The following is a 19,641-nucleotide window of genomic DNA, read 5'->3' as shown; positions in this document are numbered from 1 at the left end:
TTTACTATTTTAGTATAGTTAACTTTGGAAAAATAGTAAACAGAAATAGATTAATGGTAATCCGATCTTGAAAGTTCAAAAAGTTCGCCTTCCAGATAAAAACCGACCAAATTGGGTGGTGCTAGATGACCGCTATATGCCTATTCTACCCATCCGCAAGTTTACTGGTTATTTGGATAGTCTGGGGAGATCGCCCAACACAATCCGGTCTTATGCCTACCACCTAAGACTTTATTGGGAGTACTTGAAGGACGCTGGGCTGGACTGGAAAAATATTGGGGTGAGTGAGCTGGCTGAATTCATTTCATGGCTAAGAAGACCTCAGCCGGGAGTTATCTCAATTCACGAGCAGGAAGCTAAGCGAACTGAGGCAACGGTTAATGCCATCATCACTTCGGTTTGCATGTTTTATGACTTTCAGGAGCGAATCGGTGAAGTAGATGAAATCCCTTTATACCGCTCTCAAGTTCAACATAATAGGCGGTACAAAAGCTTTTTACACCACATTACTAAAGGCAAACCTGTTCAGACTAAGTTGCTCAAACTTAAAGAACCTAAGCGAATTCCCAAGACGCTTACTCAAGAGCAAATTGACCAGCTAACCGATGCGTGTAATCGGATTAGAGACAAATTCCTTATTACCTTGCTACACGATACCGGAATGCGGATTGGGCAAGCCCTAGGACTCAGGCACGAGGACATCGAATCTCAAGACAATGTCATCCGTATTGTCCCCAGAGAAGACAACATCAACGGTGCCAGAGCTAAGACCAGAGAGACTTACCCTATCCACGTCTCAATGGAGTTGATGGACTTGTACACCGAATACTTGCTTGAGGAGTTGGGTGACTACTACACCGATTACGTTTTTGTAAATCTCTGGGACGGAGAAATAGGAGCACCAATGAAGTACGGAGCGGTAGCAGCTTTATTTCGGCGGCTGATCAAAAAAACTGGTATTGCGGTTCATCCCCATATGTTTAGACACACCCACGCCACTGAACTGATTCGTAGTAAATGGGATGCGGCTCGTGTGCAGAAGCGATTAGGCCATGCTCACGTTCAAACAGTTGTCAACACCTATACCCATCTGAACGATGAGGACATGAAGCAAGCCCACCAAGACTACATGGACAAGAGGGAGCAAAAGAGAACGGAAGATGGAAGCGATTCAAAATTGGTCAGAGACTAAGCAAAAAAATTTAGCCAGTAAACTAGGAGACTTTTGGGCGCGAGACGAGTGGAAGTTGTCCGAGTGCCCTATCAAGCCGGAAGGACTTGTCTTACCTAAAAAATTTGGTGCTGATAAAAAGCTGCAATTCCAAATTTTCTCACCAAGTGTCAATACGGAAATCAAATACGCCTACTGCCAAAAACTTCAAAAAGGTGAGTGGTCCTTTGCCACAGTTTGGGGGCGCTCTCATGTATTGGAGCACTTGACCGACTGGCTCAATCTAGTAGCTCCTCATATTACGTCCTTACTAGAGAGAAGCCTAGACCGATGGGAACTGTCGTGGCGATCCTATCTAGCTGAGCGAGGAATACTCAAAGAACCGCTTACACCCCCACGCATTGATAAGCAGCAAAAAGAGCGTCGGTATCGTCTCCATAGTATCTATGTGACAATGTTTCGTCAGATTTATAAGCTGCTTCAGAAAGCATACGACGACCGAACAGAATACGAGAAAGACTCATGGGATTTGAGAAGTCTTGGCATCTTCTGCAATCCATCCCGGTCAGAATATAAGCTCAATTTCAATAGGATCGCCTCACCTTGGGTAAAGCAAGCCGCTAAGCACTTTATTCGGTACAGTCTCTCAATTCGCTCTGGGGGGGAGTGCAAAAACAGAATTACAACCTTGATTAGCTTTTCTGATTTTCTGAGCAAGCATCATCCTTCAGCCCAACCTGCCGACATCAATCGCTCATTGATAGTTGAATATCTTAGCTACCTAGCTTCAAGTAAGTTAGGAGCAAATACGAAAACTCGATACATTTCCCAGCTCAGAACCTTCCTTGAGATGTGCCCTAGAGAAGGTTGGGCAAACGTACCAGATAAAAGGCTGATCTATAGCGAAGACTTCCCGAAGCATACAAGAGCGCAGCCAAGATTCATTCCAGAAGAGGTTATGGAGCAGCTAAACCAAAATCTGGAATCTCTGCCGCCTCACATTGCACGGATGGTTTTAATCCTACAAGAGTGCGGAATGCGGATCGGTGAGCTTTGTAGGATGCCTTTTGATTGCTTGACTCGTGATGCTCACGGTGATTATTTTCTCCGCTACTACCAGTTCAAGCTGAAAAAGGAGCATAGCATTCCTATTGCCCCGGAAGTTGTAGCCGTCATCCAAGAACAACAGCAGATAGTCAGAGTGCAGCGGGGGGCAGATTTTCCTTATCTTTTTCACAATGCTAGAGGTAAGCCAATGAAGCAAAAGGTTTTTTCTGATGCTCTTAATCGCTTGGCTTATGACAAGCAAATCTGCACTCTATCGGGCACCCCTTGGCACTTCCAATCTCATCAGTTCCGCCATACGGTTGGCACTCGCATGGTCAATCACGGTGTTCCTCAGCACGTCATTCAGCGTTTCTTGGGCCATGAGTCACCGGAAATGACAGCCCACTATGCTTGCATTCACGACCAAACGATGAAGGAGAAGTATGCAGAATTCAAAAAGAACATGGTTGACGTTACAGGCAAGATGGTTGAGCCAAGGAGGATCGCGGCAGATATAGCGGAAGGGGCAGACCCTAATGATGTTGATGCCCAATGGCTCAAGAAAAATATTTTGGCTCAGGCTTTGCCGAACGGTCTTTGTACGCTGCCTGTAGTTAAAGGGGCTTGCCCTTACGGTGCTAACAAGTGCCTTACCTGTACTCACTTCAAAACCGATGTTAGATACCTGAATCAGCACCAGGAGCATTTAGAGCGTGCTAACAAACTGCTGGAGTGGGCAGAAGAAGCACCGGATAGTAGGCGTTCTATTGAAATTCGCAAAGAAAACTTGCCTGTACAAGAAAACCTAGTACGCATCATTGCTGCCATTACTCCACAGCAGGGGGCTTCCGATGAAACATGAGCGGAATGTTGAAGGGTTGAAACGAAATGCTCAAAAGAAGAAACAAGCAACACTTGAGCGGGCTGAGCAGGCTATTAAGCAGCTCCTCAAAGAAAACAAGCCTATTAATTTCCAGTCGATTGCTAATGCTGCCCACGTCTCAACAGCTTGGCTTTACGACAATGCTGAGATCAGAGAGCGCATTGAACATCTGAGAGAGCAGCAAGCTTCTAAGCCGCCCACCAGGAAGCAAAGCACCTCAAGTGCTTCTAAGGATGGGATTATTACGGCTCTAAAGCGACGGATCGGCAAACTGGAGGTAGAAAATCAAAAGCTACGGGAGCAACATGAAGTGGCTTATGGCTTATTCGAGAGACATGAGGAACTGGAGCAGGAGGTCAAAAAGCTACGGAGTCGGCTTAATGATTTGGGTAAGGATAATGAAGCCCTAAGAGAGCAAGTACAGAAGCTATCAAGAAATGCCTCACTAAAGAATGCGTTGTGAGGATGAGAGCTAAATACACTTCTATGCTCTTCAGCAGTTTTTACGTCTTTACTGCAACTATCTTTAGGGGGAAGGAAGAATTGTAAGGAACAACTTAAAAGCCATTAGCGCAGAATCAAGTGAGCAGGACGCTATATCTAGTGTTTTTGCCTTTCCCTTTTGCGAGTCACTTGAAAGGAAAGGAATTTTAGTAGTAAATTTGCTCTGTTTCTATTGCGATCTTTTTGAGATGATGATAGTTTAAACAGCAATTAGGGATGATCCCCGCTAAAAGAACATCCCCGATTGATTTGATTCAATTTTTAGTTACCACTCCTTGAAGGGAGCAGCTTTTCTATGCATCAAATTCTATCATCTCTATCCCCACCTGTCTACAGGCGGCGGGACTCTGCTACACCGTTGCTTTGGAAGCTTATGATGCCTGGTGAACTCGCTACAGCCTTGATGTCTTTAGGTGTAGATCATTTAGTGCTGTTGTATGCGGTAGCTCTAGGAATAAAGGAAGCAAAAAGTTTAGAGCCGATTGCAAGTAAGCACAGATCCACAACAATCAAGTACTTACATGATTTGCAAAATCAGAAACTGACTCAAATATCAACGAAGCCAGGAACTGAGAAAAAGCACCGTCCGACTTACTTATATTCTGTTTCGTCTGAGGTGACGCTTGAGGCCATCAAGGAAGCTGCAAGCTTGAGAGGAATTGACATAGAACAAGTGTTTCAACAAAGACACAGTTCAAAAGATGTCACCTCTCCCCCCAATCCTTTCCTAGAGGAAAGAAATATTGATAAGCCGTCTCCCAAGAAAACTTTTGCCACTCCCCCTAACCCCTTCATAGAGGAAAGAAACGCAGATAAGCAGCTTCCTCCTGAAGAAAAGTCCAAAGTTAGTGAACAAGTACCTAAAGTCGTCACTATGAGTGCAAACTTTGAGCAACAAGTACGGACTGTTCTAGAAAAGCTTGCCACGGAAGTAGCTGATCTCAAAGGCAGACTTTCAAGATTAGAAGCTTCCCAGGAAGCAGAGGGGCTTGCCGAAGATATTTTAAGGATCTTAAGGCAATCTGACCAAGAAAAAAACTAAGCGGTAAGACAAAACTGTCTTACCGCTCTCATGGGCCGTGCAGGTTTGCCAGCTAAGCGTCCTATCCGAGGCTGAGGGGTTCGATGTTCTCCCCTGCGGTCAACAAGCTTGATCAATTTAATTTGCGTTTACTTAATATCTGAGAACCATCTTTATGGGGCTGTTGGAACGGGTCACAATCAAAGTTGATGCACGACAATACCAAAAGGCAGCTTGCGGCAAAAGGGTTTACGGGCAACTAGGCAGTTCACCAAATGTTTGGGCTAGAGCGATGCTAGGTGAAGAGGTAGAGGATTTGATTTGCCATGAAGACGAGAAAACTGAGTATCGAAAGTTTTTAGGATGCAATGTAGAGTTTGCTGAAAGCCTCGAACTCCTGAGAGAAGGAAAGGTAATTAAAGGCACTTCGCTGTATAACAAAACAATTTCGATCTTCTGCTAGTTAGTAATGATGTAGAAGATGTCCTGATGCTAGAACAGTAAGTCAATTCCCTCTACAGGAAGCTCGCTCTGCTCGTATTGTATATTTTGTGAATTCTCAGCAATATACGTCCCTAAATCTTTTAATTCAATTTCTTCCTGGCTTCCGTTTTTTAAACAAATCCTAATGACAGTTTTCTCTTTATTAACTTCTGTCACCTCTTTCTCTATAAAAGGATTGCCCTTAGAAAAGCTTCCAAAATCCTCGTAATAGTTTTTCATATCTTGTAAAGAGATAGGGTTTTGGGATGATTCACTTGGAGCAAGCCCCTGTCTTGCTTCAATCCACGGCAGTTCAGAATGAGTTAACTTCCACAGTTGGCTTGCGCTTAACTCACCATATATTTCCCAGACAATATCTAAGAGTTGTAATTCATCAGGCTGAAACCCTCTTTCCATTGTCACAGTCTCTTGTGGAATGGCATCTCTCTCGTACTGCTTGTACCTTTTCCAGACTGAGTATACTGCTGGCCCATCTTTCCAAGCCTGAACCTGCTCCTCAAAGAGTGGCTGATGCCTAAATACCATGCTCCAAGCTTGTGCGTAGTAGATAAGTTTTTGAAGCCTGAGACTAGTAATAGCATCTCCAGCCTCTCTATCTACTTTATTCAGGAAGTAGTGCGCCACTTCTAGGGCAGTCGCCATTTTGTTCACCTCCCTAATACAGTACGATTGTACTAAGTATTGTTTACATTATATCATCATATGTAGTGTACTAGATCTTGATAGCGGCTTAGTACAGCTAAGACTGATGCGAAACTAGCCAAGTTGTAACTTCGTTCACTATGAGTAGCAGCGAGCAAGAAGAGTTGGTTGGTCTACTTCAGCGATGTGTGGATGGACTGCTGTGCCTGAGTGAGTCAGAAGTCCCCTTTCAAGTCTTCATATGGGAGCTTCAATCTCCTATAACCCCTGACATGGTGCTTCAGCAAACTCAACACCCTTCGAATTGCCCTGTTGAAGTAGTAGACCTAGATCAGTTCCTCGAGGTTGCAGATCAAGAACAAGACTGGCACGGCATAGAAGAGAAAGAGCAAGTCAAGAGGTATCAGCACTTAGTTGAGGTCATCAAGAACAACCTCTCAGACGTGCAGGTTTATAAAATCGGCAAAATCAAAATTGACGTTTACATTCTGGGTAGAATCGCGTCAGGTCAAATAGCAGGTATTTCTACTCAAGTGGTGGAAACTTGATTCGTCCCAGCCTTACTGCTGATCGACCTTGCGCTCAATAGTGCCTTGAATATTACGAGGGACAGATTTGAGAAAATCGTAGCCTGTCTTTTTCTCTAGCTGGTCTACACTGACCCTGTAGTTTCTCCAGTTTTCGTCACGGATGCCCTGCTCGTTAGGCATTTCCACCGCAACAATTCGTGTGCTGGCTGTAACCCCAGGTATACCTAACCCTGGTCTATCCAGCACTGCAATCACTTTCCAAGTAGTCGCAGGAATGCTCACCCGTCCCTTAGCTAGAACTCCGTTCTGCCCATAAGTCCCAGCCGTAATGTAAAGCTCTTTGCCCTGTTGCACGAGATCGCGGCAATAGTCTTCTAGTTCTGCCCACGGCCCCTGATTATTGTCTGGAGCTTGAGGCACCATGTTCGTCATTACAAAGGTGGCAGAGTTATCAGTGGCGTTAGCAGTGCGATCTCCCGAAGGAGCCATGTGTCCCTTGTCATAGCCACTGCCGCTATAGTCATTTGGCCTGACTTGATACCATCCAGTTGGCAAGGTAGTATCTGGCCTAAAGTTGTTACGGCGCTGAGTGTCACCGAGCCAAGTTTGGTTGAGTTGCCAGCTTACCCAGTTTGGGATGCGTCTAGTGTTGTTGTAAGAAAGAACGTATTGAGGCTTTACTAGCAAGTAGTTATCAGGGTTGCTAGTACTGGTGGTCGCACTACTCGGATTGCCCAATATTAGGTGAGTACCGATAGGAGCAGGGACAACAGGAGGGGGTGTAGTCGGGGGAGCAGGCGGTTCTAGAGTAGCGCTACCACATCCAAAAAGCAGTAGTAAGGACAGAGCGATACTCCAATGCTTTAGCTTTGACCAGCTCCAACATCCCGCGATCATAATTGCTTACCCTGTAGCTCTGCTGAGGTGACACTACAACGATGATAGTTCCATAGCTTTGCGGAAAGGCAGAGGCTCAATTCCCACAGTATCACCGCAAGCGCGATTACAAGCTGCTCGCTTAAGGTTCTAATGTACTATTGATTTACACAATAGAGACGTACTGCCTACCCGATACCGTAGTCAGTAAAGAGTTGGGCAATCGATATATCAAGTGCCTTCGCCAGCTTCTCAATATTCTCCAAAGTAGGGTTGCGCTCCCCTCTTTCGATATCTGAAATATAAGTGCGATGAAGCCCAGTCTGTTTAGCTAGCTCTTGTTGTGATAGGTCTAGTTCTCGCCTGCGCTGTCGAATCGCTTTGCCAAAGCGCTGATTGATATTTTGGGGTTTGTCTTCTTTCACGGCATCATCGTGAAAGAATTTTGACACTAGGTCCCCAGATTGTGAGAGAAATAATGTAGACTATAAGTGACATGAGATACGGGGATAAATGGTTGCGGCACGATCCTATTCGGCACGACTACTGCCAGAGGGTTTTCCTCATCAGATACCCCAGCCAAAGCTGAGGATCGGGGATCGTGTTAGCTGGCTACCTTTGCCAACCCAGGACTTTGGTACTGTGACAGGGCTGCAATATGCCCCGGCAGAACACTTAAAGTCCTGGGCTTGGCGTTACTTAATTTGGCTTGACTCTCAATCACCTTCCCATGCTTGGACTTGTTCAGATACCGCTTGGGAAGCAGATTTAGAGCTGCTGGCTACCGCTCCGCATAATACCACGCTTGAGGTGGGCCAGGAGTGAGCCTACGAGACTTGGGACAACGAGAGATCGCTCTGCTGAAGCTCTACACTCGCTGTCAGTTAGGCATGTCACCTCAAGAGTTCTACGCCAAGTGGAGCGTGACCCATGCTCAGATGGCCCAAATCTGCGGTTGCTCTGAACCTACCGTTGATCGCTGGTTTGCCAAAGCCAAGAATTATCGCCCACCCGAAGCAGTTTACTTGCGAAGACTCGCAGAAATGAATTTGTTGTGGGAGTCGTACGAGCAAGTTCCTCCAGCCTTGAGACAAGTGCTCTGCCCGCCAACCTCCAATAATGGGCAAGAGCTATCACCGTGATAGCAAAGGTTTGTCGGGGCTAGCTACAGGACTTACTGTGAGAACAGTCTATGGATTTCTAGTTCTCCAGTACCAATGACCATTCAAATCACCTTGGAGCATCGCCTGCTCCAGTTATCTCAGGAAGAGCAGTCTATCGCCAAGATTGCGGCAACTCGGCACGCATCGCGGCTGCGATTTAAGGCGCTCTTAGCTAATCGGCGGTCTACCTATACCCCGGTCGGTTCTTTTCAGCTTCGCAGAGACACTCTAAGGCGGATGGTGAGCAAGTACTCAGAGCAACTGGTGTACCGACCCCTCGAAGAAATGCAGTACTGGTTTACCTACTCCAGTGGTGCCTTCTTAGAGCCTGGGTATCCACCCCTCTTCTACAGTAGGACTGAACAGCGGCGCATGACGGCTAATAAGAGCGCCGTGGCAGGGATCGGTGAGGGGATTGCCGGATTCCTAGCTCAACGGTACTACCAATGCCGCAAGTTGGCCCGCCCCAACCATGACTACCCGGATATTGTCATGCAGGGGAATGGAAATACTTACCTGATCGAGGCGAAGGCAACCACTGACTCAACCCTAGGCATCAAACAGGTGTTGGAAGACGAGCTGGTTCGGATGGCAGGTTACATTTCTGCTTGCGCTGAACTAGACACTCGGCCTGTGGTGGGAATTTTAGTCGGCACAGCTTTGGTGAGTGAGACGGACTACCGCTGCTACATTACTGAGGTGGCTTTATGAGATTCAAACTGCTGTCTCAAGAAGAGTTCATCCTACAGAACGTCGTAGACCTGATTCAAAGCTCAGTGGTACGAGGATCGCAAACGTACAGTAGTGCGGTTGAGTTTGGCTTAACTGAGCTGGTCAAAGAGCAGATGCGTCGGATCGCGCAAGAAAACAATACTCAACGCTTGGGCGATGCCTTAGAGTTAGCGATCCTAGATGTTCGTCAAAAAGTGGATGGGCGTTTAACTGAGCGCCACCTTCGCTTTGACCTTAGACCCCATATTAGAGAGATAGAAACTGCCCTGAAGTATCCAGGTAAAGAAGTTACTGAACTAAGGGGCAAGCTGGCACGGTCTAGAGGGACGAACAGAATCGGAGAGCGGAAGAGGATCGCCAGTGCAGCTCAGGCTCCGTTTGAGATAACCGAGGTAGGGCTGCAAAACTCAATAGAAGCTCTGATCGCTGCTCCAGTGGGCCAAGTGTACGAGTTGAACTTAGAGGAAGTGAGGCGATCTTACGAGGTAGAGGGGGAGTGGTTTCCATTCCAGGTCATTGTTGAAGAGTTTGAGTTTGTGATTGATGATGATGGGACAGTTTTTATCTCTACTGAGAACTTCCCTGAAAAGCTTGTCATAGAGGCAAGAGAAATGCTTGTACCTCTAGTAAAACTATTATATTTGCAATCAGTTTCCTATTAAGAAACAAGCTCGATTTTTCTCACTTTGAAAATGAGAAAAGGATGTAGAGCAGGAGAGTACTGCTTAATTTTTCCTGATGAGATGGCTACTAGAAGGCCTGCACTTTTCAAGGCGCTTCGGAAAATGTCATTTGTAACCATCCCTTAAATACGGCACAAAATTAATCTGCTAACTGATCAAGGAAATTTTAAGCAAGGAATAAGTAAAAACAGCTTTAATTTTGTTGCTGGCTTTGCTCAGATTGAAAGTCAAACTGTACCTGGTAGAACCCAACATTATCATCGAACCATAAGTTCCAGTATTGCTTTTGTTGAATATATCTCCAGCGCTCTGCAGCTGAAGGGCCTTCAGCTATTTTCTCTGTTGCAGAAGTATCTGTATTGTCAGGCGCAACAAAAGCAGATCTAGACTTTTCACTGTTTTCTAAAACAGCATCATTAATAACTAACCATATGGTAACTGGAACTTCGTTATTGTTTTTTATTGTTCCTGAGGCCCCAACAACAATAGCTTCACCTCTAAGAGGATTTTCTAGGCTTGGTTCTGGTTTACCACTTTGGTGAAAGTAGGCTAGCAGTGTACCATCTCCGGCTCGCGGTTCTATCTTTAGATCCTGCCGATAAGTATTCCTGACATCCCTATTGTTAACTGGAACACCAGCAGGCCCCGTCCAACCAACGGTTGGGTAAGTATCATTATGGGCGGCTTCAACAAGCCTATGAATTCCTAGATTTGCTCTTCCTGAAGCTGTAATCTTTACAGATTGACCAGGATTCAAAGGAAGCCCTGTTGGTGCCCACAAATCACTAGCTGCTAGGAGATATGACGCTTTATTTGGAATGTTGTTAACTGTGACAAGTGTTGTCCCAGGTTCTGGAAATTCAATTTTAATTTCATCCTTGGCAGCAGAAAGTTCTCCACCTCGAAATGCTAAGAGTCCCAAGGCTACTGAAGCAAGCGCAATTAACCATTTCCAAGGAACTTTAGTTAATTCATTCTCTGTGTTTTCTTGTCCAGGAGTCATTATTTCTTTCTCCTTTTATCTAAAAAGGTGAGGTGCTAACATGAATTATTCTTCCGAGTTTCCATTCAGCTTAATTTGATTAGAATTAAGAATTCTAATATATAAAGGTATTTAATCAAGCCAAATATTATTGGCCCCTAAGAATTCATTTTCTAATAAATAACTTTGGTTGAATAGCTTGTATTAATGAGAAGAAACAAAAGTTTTGGCTCTTTTACAAAATATGAGGCACTTACTATAAGGACGTGTGTTGTCTCTAGCTAATAAGTAGGTAGGTGTAATTAAACTGAAGATAGTTTTCAGGCTGTGTAAGGGTTTCAGGTGAAGCCATCTTTAATTTGACCCACCTACTTAAATCCGGTTGGATAGGTGTTTTGTCATTAAGTGCCAGTAGTAACCTTTAGGCGACGGTTGCACTCGCGGTTCACAACGGTAAAGCAGAGTTGGCTCATCCTCCATGATCCCATCCTTGACTGCCTTCTCTAGCTTCGAGCTGGGTGCAGCATCGTTGCACCAGATGATGTGAGAGGTGTCGTAATATCTAGGCAATCCCCTCATCCATGAGCAAGTGAGCCTTGAGTCCCTTCACGGTAGCGGTCAGTCAACCCGGTTCGATAGGGGTTGACGGATGAAAAATGCCGTGCGATTACGATGTAGCTAGGGTGAGGGGCAAGGGCTGTTGCTTCCCCTCCACTCGCTTCGTTTCGCCCCTCGCCCTTCAAAGGGTTCAATCTGCACGGCATTTTTCAAGCGGCGCTATCGACCTGAGTGGGGTAGGGCGAGTCGCCTTGGCTGACTCAATTGTTGAAATCTTCTAAGTGCTGACAAACCTGAAGCTCTTTTTGGCTTGAAACTGACAAGCCATGTAGGTAGTCTCTACCTTGTGCTGAGTCTGACTGAGACTACAATAGTTAGTATCAAAGAGAAACGCTGCCCTTTAGTTCATTGTAGTGAACCTGACCAGCGCTTCCCCTACTTGCATCGGTTTGACGATCCTTCACTTCAGAACACGCCCTCTACAGCAGTCTGGAATGGTCGGTCATCGGTTTAATGCAAGTATAAATACCTATTGTATGTTTAGAACACAATATTGATACTTTGTTCCCTCAACCAAGTAGGTGAGTTATTCCATTGGGGCGGGTTGGGGGCAATTGTGTCATAACTGCCTGACACACTGCGAGAAGCTGAAGCTATTTCTAGAGGCGAGAGAAGCTGCTCAGACTAGGGGCATAGAGCTTTTGTAGCCACTCTCCCTGCATACAGACGTATACCTATCATCGTTTTCTTCTAAAAGGCAGGCTGAGCTCTAATTGCTATTAAGCCATCATTGGAGTGAGAGCGCTTGAGATTGGGGGGGGGAATGATTTGTCTTCTGACAGACTTAAGTTTCAGAACTGCAAGATTTTGGTAGTAGATGACGAGAAGCCACTTGTAGAACTCGTAGATATTATCCTGAGTTCCTATGGGGCTGAGGTGATAGCTACAACCTCGTCTGATGAAGCTTTGAGGCTTTTCATTGAAAGGAAGCCCGATCTAGTGGTTAGTGATATTGCTATGCCTGGAATGGATGGTCATGATCTTATCCGGTGTATCCGAAACTTAACTCCAGATCAAGGAGGGCAGGTACCAGCATTGGCCCTAACAGCATTTGGAGATTCTAGAACTAAGCAGAAGGCACTCACGGCGGGTTTCCATAACTTCCTAGTGAAGCCAGTTGATCTATATGTCTTAGTGAGTGTTTGTTCAGGACTGATAAAAGTTTCACGCTAGGCTAGAGCCTTATTCGTTTTTCTTGATGGCACGCTAGGTGTCAAGACTAAAAACTTCCTTACTATATAGCTAGGTACTTGACCCGCATATGCCCTCCTTCTTCAAGGGGTAAATCCGTACAGCATTTTTCGAGCAGCGCTGCCAGACGAGACCAAGGGGTTCCTGAGCTGAGTGTTTTATATCTTTCTGTGTTGGCTTGATGTTTTTTACTCCAGAAAGTAAACTTTCAATCAAGTGTAATGTTTTATACACAGTGTCCTTAAGAATTAATAAAGAATGAGACTGTGACATCAGAGGTTTCACATGTACCCCCTAGTGCTATCTCACGACCTTGTTCAGTCGTTCAAGTTTTGGTATCAAAACGAAATCCATGAGGGAATGTGTTCCGACAGGGAAATGTACCGCCTTTGCATGGCATACAAGGCTGAAGGTAGGCAAAAAGCTTTTTCCTTGGCGGTTTCCTTGGCGGAGCATGGTGCTCAAGTTTGCGTCACTTGTAGAAGAACTGAGTACAAGGTGTGGGTCAGCTTAAGAACCTTGCCTAGCACTACACTGGCTCCCTTAGAAGAGGCGCTCTCTGCCGTTTAAGGAAGGTTTTGAAATGTGAACCACTGAGTTAAGACAGCTCACTGTAGGCTTGGCTTCTCTCAAAAGCGGGCTATATTACGTGACTCGGCTACTTGATCAATTAGTCTGACCACTGCTCCAGTCACTAGCGTTGGAAAATTCGTTACGTTATGGCCCACAGTTAGAAACCGGATTGCTACATCTTCCCGCAGGGCTTTTGCTAAAGCCTTTGAAACACCGTATTGCTGGTATGCCAACTCTAAATGCTGCCTTGCTTGTTGCAACTTCTCAGAGGACGGCAAGTAATGACGTTTGACCCGCGAGTTAAAGTCGGGATCAGCAGGCACTAAATTCCAGAGTTCGTTGATTGGGTAGATTGATACGGGCACCAAATGGTCTAGGTCGTAGCTCACACCACTTCGGATTCGCCGCTCTGTCCAAGGGCAAACAAACTCGTACCCCTCCACTAGCAGCAAATCAATATTGTTGCGTTCCCAAGTCAGAGGTCGGCGGTTGTCAGGGCGATCAGTTAGCAGACGGTAAATGTCACCGCGATCAACTTGTTGAGTGCTCCCCTGCTCCACACCCTCTGAAAATAGGCACCACTCATGAATGCAGAGTGCCTCAACCCATAACGATAAAGTCTGAAACGACTGCCATAGCTCAGCCTGGATGACTAGGCACTTGTCGCTACTCTGCGTTCCAGGTACCGGAACAGCTAGCCCATCAAGTTCCTCGTACCTAACAGGCTGTGAGAATACTGTCCAATGACCAGGGCCAGCGTAACGGATTGGCATTTCCAGGGTTTTGCTAATTTCTCTAATAGCCTTTTGGTAAGCTTTTAAGAAATCTTGAGAGTACAAAGCCCGCTTACGGGCAACTCGCATCTCATTGATGACGAAGAAGCCATCTGAAGGGCGGGAAGCGGTTTCTAATTCTTGTTCCCACCGTAAGCGAAGCGCAGCTAGGGTTGGTCGAAACGCCATATCGTTTTTTGGTTTACCATTCAGCTCTGCCCGTTGCCCCTGAAAGATTGGCTTGTTCGGCTCAACGAACGGCCAGTAATAGGCAACCCAATGCTCTGATAAAACCTTGAGCGGAACTGCAACATCTTGGTTGTAGTTCCTCAAGTCTGGAAAGGACAGCACGACATCATTGATCGCTCTCAGCAGCGCGATCTTGTAGCTGGTCGCTTTCGCCTCATGCTTGAGAATCGTACTAATGACTTTCCCTGATCCAATTCGATTCATTGGCCGAATCTAGCTGCTAATAGTGAGCTAAAGCTGATGTAGCCAACTTCAAGAGGTGAAATCGGCCCGAAGTTTCTCAAGCGGCGATACTGAGCCAAATTGTGGCTCTAATAAGCAACATTTTTGGAACGAAAACACTATATAGCCCAGGTGGAACCGAATACTGTACCAGCCCAGTACCTTAACTTAATGGAGTAAGTAATTGTTGCCCCATGTTGAAGTTTGAAACTAAGAACTCAACGTAGGACTTTTAAGTTTCATTTGCTTCCAGGCAAGAAATTCCAAAATATGTAAACTATTCGGCTAATCACCCAGAACATATACGCTCCAAAAACCAGCCATCCTAAAATTTGCAAGAAAGGGTTTTTGGATAGGCGTGTTACTACTACAAATATGACAACTGCTAATAGTGCAGCTATTTGAGCCGGAGGAATAGGCATTGGTTTTATTGGATATTGCAACAGACTTCAATATCACCCAGAGTATAAAAGTCTGAGCGTGAAATATTTAACTGGAAATTGCTTACTCCTCACAGCCGATCCCATCCTTATCCCTATCAAATTTGTGCGGGTCAGGTTGCAAAACTTTGAAGTTGCGGTAGGAAACGTCTTTACAATCTAGGTCTGGTGACGGTGGTGGGATGCATACGTCTGGATAAGCAGGATCGCAGTTACTTTGAGCTAGGGACTGGGGTTGAAAAGTAGCGAATCCAAGTAAAGCCATGACAAGGGCAGCGCCTAGGACGGCAACTGACAGACGGACCGTTTTGATCATTTAGTATTAGCGAGCGAACCTCGCTGAAAATTCTCTTACACACCGAGTTATAACCACTCAACAGTGAAGTAGCCATAAACAGGCTATGAAGAGTTGATTTGCAATAAATAGTTGCTGTGAGGCTTAGTGGGGCTTGAGTGAACGCTTTTGATTAGTGCTCTACTCTTACTCAATAAGTCCATGAATCTGAAATGGTTTGCTGACAGATGGTATGCCCTGCTTACTACTATCTGTTCAGTTATTTTGACAACAGCTACGCTACTGGCTGTTTACCCATTTGACTTCAATAGATTTGGCGTTTTGGTGCTTACGGCTGGACTCTCTTGGAACTTCTGGTATATAGGTCATAGTGCTCGCTCTAGCGAGAAAAAGAAGAAGCAGTTACTTCAGTCTTATCAAAAAGGCTCTGGTGAGTGGATTACTGATCCTGATCTTGTCAAAGAGGTTATTTCAGCCTTCAAAGAGCGCTCTCCTAAGGAAGTAGAAGATTTTTACAGAGACCTACAGTACAAGATGCACTCACTCATTAAGGAATATAGATTGGGAAATGTTAGAACGGGATTTGTAGAAGTGACCGAAGCTTATTTTCAAGTTGTTCGTCCAAATGTAAATCCTTTGCTCGCTCGCCAAAGAGCACTGGATGAGCTTGACTCCTATAAATAGCAAGAACAACTAAACTTGGGTCGCGCGGAGTACCTTAACCAATTCAATTGTTGAATCTTCTAAGTGCTGATGAACTGAAGCTCTTTTAGGCTTGAAAATAGCAAGCCATGTAAGTAGTCTCTACCTTGTGCTGAAGCTGGCTGAGACTACAATGGTTAGTACTAAAGAGAAACGCTGGCCTTCAGTTCATTGGGGTGAACCTGACCAGCGCTCTCCTAATTACATTGCTTTGACGATCCTTCACTTCAGAACACGCCCTCTACAGCAGTCTGAAATTGTCGGTCATCGGTTTAACGCAAGTATTTATACCTATTGTATGTTTAGAACACAATATTGATGCTTTGTTCCCTCAACCGAGTGGGTGAGTTATTCCATTGGGGCGGGTTGGGGCAATGGTGTCACAACTACTTGACACACTACGAGAAGCTGAAGCTATTCCTAGAGGCGAGAGAAGCTGCTCAGACTAGGGGCATAGAGCTTTTGTAGCCACTCTCCCTCCGTACAGACGTATACCTATCATTCTTGACTTATCACAAAAGATGATGGTCTACAGTTCTATTGATCCGCCATGTTGCCTTTAGTTTTGTCCCATGAGCTAGTACATCCGTTTAAGTTTTGGCATCGCAACGAGATTTGTGAGGGTATGTACTCCGGTGCCGAGCTGTACCGCCTCTGCACGACACACCAGGCTGAAGATAGACAGAAAGCTTTTTGCTTAGCCCTCAGTTTGTCGGAACACGGTGCTCAAGTTTGCATTACTGCCATGAGAAATGAGTACAAAGTGTGGGTAGGACTAAGAAATTTGCCTACGGCTGCACTAACTCCCTTAGAGAAGGCGATCACAGCTTAAGCTTTGGTCGTGAGATCGCCACAAACGCAATGCACTGCTCACAGCGTGAAATGCTGTCCTAACTTAATCTGTGATTTAGGCTACCTAAGCGGATTCAAGCTGAAGCATTTTAGGTCAGCCAAAGCACTGATCACTTCACTGGTTTGTGGTCCGAGTTGAGGATTCATTCTCCTTTCGTCGGTTTGCCCTTTGGTAATCTTCCAAAGTCACCTCGTTCAGGTTCGCACCATGCTGAGCCATAACCCGCTTAAACTGCTCCCAGTGCTTCCGTTTCTCAAACCACTCCTGGCAAACCTCTTCAACCAGGGCTGTGTCACTACTGCTTAGCTTTTCGTTGGGAATATTTAAGGCCAAAATTCTAGCAACCTTGATTGCTTTTTCAAACTCGATTCCCCACTTAATGAGTTCAGTGCGGAAGAGCTGTTCTTGTTTTTGGGTGGGTGAGAACTTTTCTTCCACAAGGGCTCCGCATTAGTAATCTATCTATTAAAGTAACTTTAGATACATATAAAGGCCAACCACAGACGGTGTTTCTGGAAGTACTGTGACTGGATGCAAACAGACCTAAAGTACATAGAAAAAGCACCCCTAGAAGTGCTGCTCTAGAGGTGACTACTGTGCCCTGTAAAACTTGAGGCTGCGATTCTGTATAGGAAATTAGCGTAGTACTTTTATAATTTCTTAAAGTTTATGCTTCTATCCACTACTAGAAATCTGCTGAAAGGCTGAGTATCAATGCTTAAATACATTGAAGCAAACGTAAGGCACCTGTCTATAGGGGGAAAGTATGAGTCCGCTGGCTTTACCGCCGGGGCAGCGAATACTTGTGGTTGATGATGATATTGATACTCTTTTCTTGCTGGCTTTCACGCTAGAAGAATGTGGAGCAAAGGTCGCTGCGGCACCGTCAGTTTCAGAGGCCATCGAGCTATTTAAGGAGTTGCACCCTACCCTGCTAATCAGTGACATTGGCCTCCCTTTTGAGGATGGCTTCTCACTCATTCGAGAATTACGCACATTGGAGGCAGAGCTAGGATGGCAGGTGCCAGCTATTGCTTTGACAGGTTATGCAAGCAAAGAAGCGCGGGAGCGAGCGCTAGAACTGGGCTTTCAGCAATACCTCACGAAGCCGCTCCTACCGGATGCATTGATAGAAGTCATCGTTCAGGTTCTAGGGCAGTCCGATAGGTAATGAGTTGCTGAGGCGGGAAATAAGCGGGTAAATCCCCCCATAGACAGAAATGTTGTCTTCGCGGAAGATAAGAAGTATAAAAGCCGTCAGCTAGCATTTAGTACCCGAAGCGCATATTAAAACCGTTGGCTGGCATTTAATATTCAAAGACAAGCCTCGATCTAGGGATCGGGGCTTTGTTTTTGTAATGTTTTAGTTACTTAAATACTCACTGCTCTTTAATTCAATTTGCCCAAGTGAAGTCAGTGTCGCTTAATCTGCTGATTACGCAAGCCCCTCACTTCCTGACCCAACCAAGCTACTTTGTGGAAACATTAACAAAGTGAAACCCTTACCCAGCAAGCATTACAGCGATTCCGCTAAAGATAAGCGGCCACTAGTAGTGAAATTGGCCGAAGTGATGATTAGGCGTTGTCCATCCACTACGACAAACTTATGGTGCATTAAGTCACTGCCAGCAGAGCCGTTGGCGGTATCATCAATCCAAGGCACCTGCGCTTGCCGCAGCATGACTAAAGTGTCGCCTTGATTAATTTCTTCTGGGGTGAGTTTGCCGTCCTGGTCGAGGTCTGCGAGTTTTTGGTATTCCTCATAGCGGCTGCGCTCTCGTTCGGGTAGCTTAGCCAATTCAGCTTCGGTGATCGCGCTCCAAGGTTGGCTATAGGTGTTTTCTAGAATCAGCCGTACCTTTACGCCTGCTTTTTGGCGATCGATCAAGGCTTGGACAATCTTGGGCAACCGCAGCTCTTGAACGGCAACATCTACGGTAGATTGCGCTGAGGCGATCGCGTCAATAATTTGCTGCTCTAGATTATCGCCAGGGCGAGTTTGTTGGCGGTAAGGCTCAGTGTATTTGGCAGCAGGTTCGTGATTGAAGTAAGCCTGAACTAACGGATCTTGGGGCAGTGGTGCAGGTGCAGATTGCTGTGGCTGAGACTGCACTTGTTGGCAAGCAGTTAGGCTCAAAATCAGCAGTAGACTGAGGCAAAAACGCGATCGCAGGGAAACCGGAAAAAGCAAGATAACGCTCCTGACGGCAATGAGGGATGCATGTCTAGAGGTTGCCCTAGCCCATAGCATCATTACCATTAGCCGCTAATGAGGTTTCTTCGCGGCTTCCTGTAACGTCATAATGGCCTCTTCCAGCTCACTAGTGACTCGTTCGTGATTGCCCGCGTTCAGCCAGCGCACTGCTTCATAAAGCTGAAAAATTGCTTTAACGGTAGAGTCTTGTCTCCGCTCCATGTCTTCCAGTTTCAGGAGCAAATTCTGTACACGGATTTCTAGGATCGCGTCGGTTTCCATTATCTCGGCTCCACCTGCAACTTGAGTGGTAATGTCTCGAAATCAATCGTCTTAGTCTCAGACAAGAATCAAAAATAACCCCAACACTTTTTGTGAGGGGTTAAGGTAAGCTGGGATGCTGGAATGAGTTTAACTACGCTTTTTGTAGTCACTCCAGAGCCGCAATTGCCACACTTTTTAGTTACCGCTGACGACCGTTGACTTGTATCTGTGTTCGTCCTCGGGCTTGCGCTGCCACTTACCGTCGCTGCCTTGAATGTAATCATGCTTGACTGTGGTCCAAGCGACATTCATCGCTCCCTCTTGAGACAGACCATCAGACTGAGCACTTCGCATTGCAGCTTGGAAGATCTTTTGGGCTGATTCGGGGAGTTGCTGAGCTTCTTGAGGTAGGTTTTGCTCTTGCTGTTGTTCTGGTGCCATTTGCTTAATAAGCTCCGTTTCATACTGAGACTTGCGATCATCCTATGCAGCAATAGTTGGAAGTTCCTCAGCCTAGAAGCGAATTAGA

25 protein-coding genes are annotated in these 19,641 nt (G+C 45.7%); 15 read left to right on the top strand and 10 right to left on the bottom strand.

The annotated features are described in order from the left end of the window. Window positions 1-67 precede the first annotated feature (67 nt). The 4 genes from H6F68_RS21225 to H6F68_RS21210 all read left to right on the top strand — a co-directional run bounded on the left by H6F68_RS21225 (window position 68) and on the right by H6F68_RS21210 (window position 4,647). A complete protein-coding gene (locus tag H6F68_RS21225) occupies window positions 68-1,192 on the top strand; it encodes a tyrosine-type recombinase/integrase (protein ID WP_190562063.1) in 1,125 nt (374 codons plus the stop codon). Next, window positions 1,161-3,080 (top strand): site-specific integrase, encoded by a 1,920-nt coding sequence (locus H6F68_RS21220; protein WP_190562061.1) that lies wholly within the window; start codon window positions 1,161-1,163, stop codon window positions 3,078-3,080. The genes H6F68_RS21225 and H6F68_RS21220 overlap by 32 nt, the downstream gene beginning before the upstream one ends. Beyond that, on the top strand, window positions 3,070-3,564 hold the full coding sequence (locus H6F68_RS21215) for a DUF6262 family protein (protein ID WP_190562058.1): 495 nt from the start codon (window positions 3,070-3,072) through the stop codon (window positions 3,562-3,564). The genes H6F68_RS21220 and H6F68_RS21215 overlap by 11 nt, the downstream gene beginning before the upstream one ends. Window positions 3,565-3,978: 414 nt before the next feature. Further along, window positions 3,979-4,647: a hypothetical protein gene (locus H6F68_RS21210; RefSeq protein ID WP_190562056.1), complete on the top strand. Its 669-nt coding sequence runs from the start codon at window positions 3,979-3,981 to the stop codon at window positions 4,645-4,647. Window positions 4,648-5,118: 471 nt separating this feature from the next. Here the strand turns inward: H6F68_RS21210 and H6F68_RS21205 are convergent, their stop codons facing one another. After that, window positions 5,119-5,772, bottom strand: coding sequence for a Panacea domain-containing protein (locus H6F68_RS21205; RefSeq protein WP_190562054.1), 654 nt, complete (start codon window positions 5,770-5,772; stop codon window positions 5,119-5,121). A gap of 140 nt (window positions 5,773-5,912) precedes the next feature. Here H6F68_RS21205 and H6F68_RS21200 point away from each other — a divergent pair, with 140 nt between their 5' ends. Continuing rightward, window positions 5,913-6,320, top strand: coding sequence for a nuclease A inhibitor family protein (locus H6F68_RS21200; RefSeq protein ID WP_190562052.1), 408 nt, complete (start codon window positions 5,913-5,915; stop codon window positions 6,318-6,320). 12 nt (window positions 6,321-6,332) lie between these two features. Here the strand turns inward: H6F68_RS21200 and H6F68_RS21195 are convergent, their stop codons facing one another. Together H6F68_RS21195 and H6F68_RS29115 are read right to left on the bottom strand one after the other, a co-directional pair. Next, window positions 6,333-7,199, bottom strand: a complete 867-nt coding sequence (locus H6F68_RS21195) for a DNA/RNA non-specific endonuclease (protein WP_190562050.1) — start codon at window positions 7,197-7,199, stop codon at window positions 6,333-6,335. A 167-nt stretch (window positions 7,200-7,366) separates the two neighbouring features. After that, a complete protein-coding gene (locus H6F68_RS29115) occupies window positions 7,367-7,630 on the bottom strand; it encodes a helix-turn-helix transcriptional regulator (RefSeq protein WP_313930204.1) in 264 nt (87 codons plus the stop codon). A gap of 166 nt (window positions 7,631-7,796) precedes the next feature. Here H6F68_RS29115 and H6F68_RS21185 point away from each other — a divergent pair, with 166 nt between their 5' ends. The 4 genes from H6F68_RS21185 to H6F68_RS21170 all read left to right on the top strand — a co-directional run bounded on the left by H6F68_RS21185 (window position 7,797) and on the right by H6F68_RS21170 (window position 9,735). Then, on the top strand, window positions 7,797-8,003 hold the full coding sequence (locus H6F68_RS21185; RefSeq protein ID WP_190562048.1) for a hypothetical protein: 207 nt from the start codon (window positions 7,797-7,799) through the stop codon (window positions 8,001-8,003). After that, the gene (locus H6F68_RS21180; RefSeq protein ID WP_190562046.1) at window positions 8,000-8,320 is read left to right on the top strand and encodes a helix-turn-helix domain-containing protein; all 321 of its coding nucleotides are present in this window, start codon (window positions 8,000-8,002) and stop codon (window positions 8,318-8,320) included. Before H6F68_RS21185 ends, H6F68_RS21180 begins: the two co-directional genes overlap by 4 nt. Window positions 8,321-8,395: 75 nt before the next feature. Further along, the gene (locus H6F68_RS21175) at window positions 8,396-9,052 is read left to right on the top strand and encodes a hypothetical protein (RefSeq protein WP_190562044.1); all 657 of its coding nucleotides are present in this window, start codon (window positions 8,396-8,398) and stop codon (window positions 9,050-9,052) included. Next, on the top strand, window positions 9,049-9,735 hold the full coding sequence (locus tag H6F68_RS21170) for a hypothetical protein (RefSeq protein ID WP_190562042.1): 687 nt from the start codon (window positions 9,049-9,051) through the stop codon (window positions 9,733-9,735). Before H6F68_RS21175 ends, H6F68_RS21170 begins: the two co-directional genes overlap by 4 nt. A 214-nt stretch (window positions 9,736-9,949) precedes the next feature. On the opposite strand, the gene H6F68_RS21165 is transcribed toward H6F68_RS21170, so the two are convergent. Both H6F68_RS21165 and H6F68_RS21160 read right to left on the bottom strand, forming a co-directional pair. Then, window positions 9,950-10,759 (bottom strand): hypothetical protein, encoded by an 810-nt coding sequence (locus H6F68_RS21165; RefSeq protein ID WP_190562040.1) that lies wholly within the window; start codon window positions 10,757-10,759, stop codon window positions 9,950-9,952. Between the two features lie 351 nt (window positions 10,760-11,110). After that, on the bottom strand, window positions 11,111-11,317 hold the full coding sequence (locus tag H6F68_RS21160; RefSeq protein ID WP_190562038.1) for a hypothetical protein: 207 nt from the start codon (window positions 11,315-11,317) through the stop codon (window positions 11,111-11,113). Between the two features lie 846 nt (window positions 11,318-12,163). Between H6F68_RS21160 and H6F68_RS21155 the strand changes: the two genes are divergently transcribed. Both H6F68_RS21155 and H6F68_RS21150 read left to right on the top strand, forming a co-directional pair. Next, window positions 12,164-12,529 carry a response regulator gene (locus tag H6F68_RS21155; RefSeq protein WP_190554897.1) on the top strand — a complete coding sequence of 122 codons (366 nt, stop codon included), beginning with the start codon at window positions 12,164-12,166 and terminating at the stop codon, window positions 12,527-12,529. Between the two features lie 411 nt (window positions 12,530-12,940). Beyond that, window positions 12,941-13,117 (top strand): hypothetical protein, encoded by a 177-nt coding sequence (locus tag H6F68_RS21150; RefSeq protein WP_190554896.1) that lies wholly within the window; start codon window positions 12,941-12,943, stop codon window positions 13,115-13,117. Window positions 13,118-13,176: 59 nt separating this feature from the next. On the opposite strand, the gene H6F68_RS21145 is transcribed toward H6F68_RS21150, so the two are convergent. Next, window positions 13,177-14,346, bottom strand: coding sequence for a hypothetical protein (locus H6F68_RS21145; protein WP_190562037.1), 1,170 nt, complete (start codon window positions 14,344-14,346; stop codon window positions 13,177-13,179). 954 nt (window positions 14,347-15,300) lie between these two features. Between H6F68_RS21145 and H6F68_RS21140 the strand changes: the two genes are divergently transcribed. The 3 genes from H6F68_RS21140 (at window position 15,301) to H6F68_RS21130 (ending at window position 16,633) form a co-directional block, all read left to right on the top strand. Beyond that, window positions 15,301-15,783, top strand: a complete 483-nt coding sequence (locus H6F68_RS21140) for a hypothetical protein (RefSeq protein WP_190554894.1) — start codon at window positions 15,301-15,303, stop codon at window positions 15,781-15,783. 336 nt (window positions 15,784-16,119) lie between these two features. Beyond that, window positions 16,120-16,269, top strand: coding sequence for a hypothetical protein (locus tag H6F68_RS21135; RefSeq protein ID WP_190562035.1), 150 nt, complete (start codon window positions 16,120-16,122; stop codon window positions 16,267-16,269). Between the two features lie 82 nt (window positions 16,270-16,351). Then, window positions 16,352-16,633 carry a hypothetical protein gene (locus H6F68_RS21130; RefSeq protein WP_190554893.1) on the top strand — a complete coding sequence of 94 codons (282 nt, stop codon included), beginning with the start codon at window positions 16,352-16,354 and terminating at the stop codon, window positions 16,631-16,633. A 135-nt stretch (window positions 16,634-16,768) separates the two neighbouring features. On the opposite strand, the gene H6F68_RS21125 is transcribed toward H6F68_RS21130, so the two are convergent. Further along, window positions 16,769-17,092, bottom strand: a complete 324-nt coding sequence (locus H6F68_RS21125; RefSeq protein ID WP_190554892.1) for a hypothetical protein — start codon at window positions 17,090-17,092, stop codon at window positions 16,769-16,771. Between the two features lie 328 nt (window positions 17,093-17,420). On the opposite strand from H6F68_RS21125, the gene H6F68_RS21120 reads away from it, so the two are divergent. Beyond that, on the top strand, window positions 17,421-17,825 hold the full coding sequence (locus tag H6F68_RS21120) for a response regulator (protein ID WP_190562033.1): 405 nt from the start codon (window positions 17,421-17,423) through the stop codon (window positions 17,823-17,825). A gap of 345 nt (window positions 17,826-18,170) precedes the next feature. Here the strand turns inward: H6F68_RS21120 and H6F68_RS21115 are convergent, their stop codons facing one another. From H6F68_RS21115 to H6F68_RS21105, 3 genes are all read right to left on the bottom strand, one after another. Further along, the gene (locus H6F68_RS21115) at window positions 18,171-18,845 is read right to left on the bottom strand and encodes a phospholipase D-like domain-containing protein (protein WP_242065594.1); all 675 of its coding nucleotides are present in this window, start codon (window positions 18,843-18,845) and stop codon (window positions 18,171-18,173) included. Window positions 18,846-18,920: 75 nt separating this feature from the next. After that, window positions 18,921-19,130 carry a hypothetical protein gene (locus H6F68_RS21110; RefSeq protein ID WP_190562031.1) on the bottom strand — a complete coding sequence of 70 codons (210 nt, stop codon included), beginning with the start codon at window positions 19,128-19,130 and terminating at the stop codon, window positions 18,921-18,923. Window positions 19,131-19,307: 177 nt separating this feature from the next. Beyond that, complete coding sequence (locus tag H6F68_RS21105; protein WP_190432043.1) at window positions 19,308-19,553, bottom strand: ChaB family protein; 246 nt, start codon at window positions 19,551-19,553, stop codon at window positions 19,308-19,310. Window positions 19,554-19,641: the final 88 nt, after the last annotated feature.

This window comes from Trichocoleus sp. FACHB-262, from assembly GCF_014696035.1.
Taxonomy (GTDB): Bacteria; Cyanobacteriota; Cyanobacteriia; order FACHB-46; family FACHB-46; genus Trichocoleus.
This window is presented reverse-complemented; position numbering and strand designations above follow the sequence as displayed.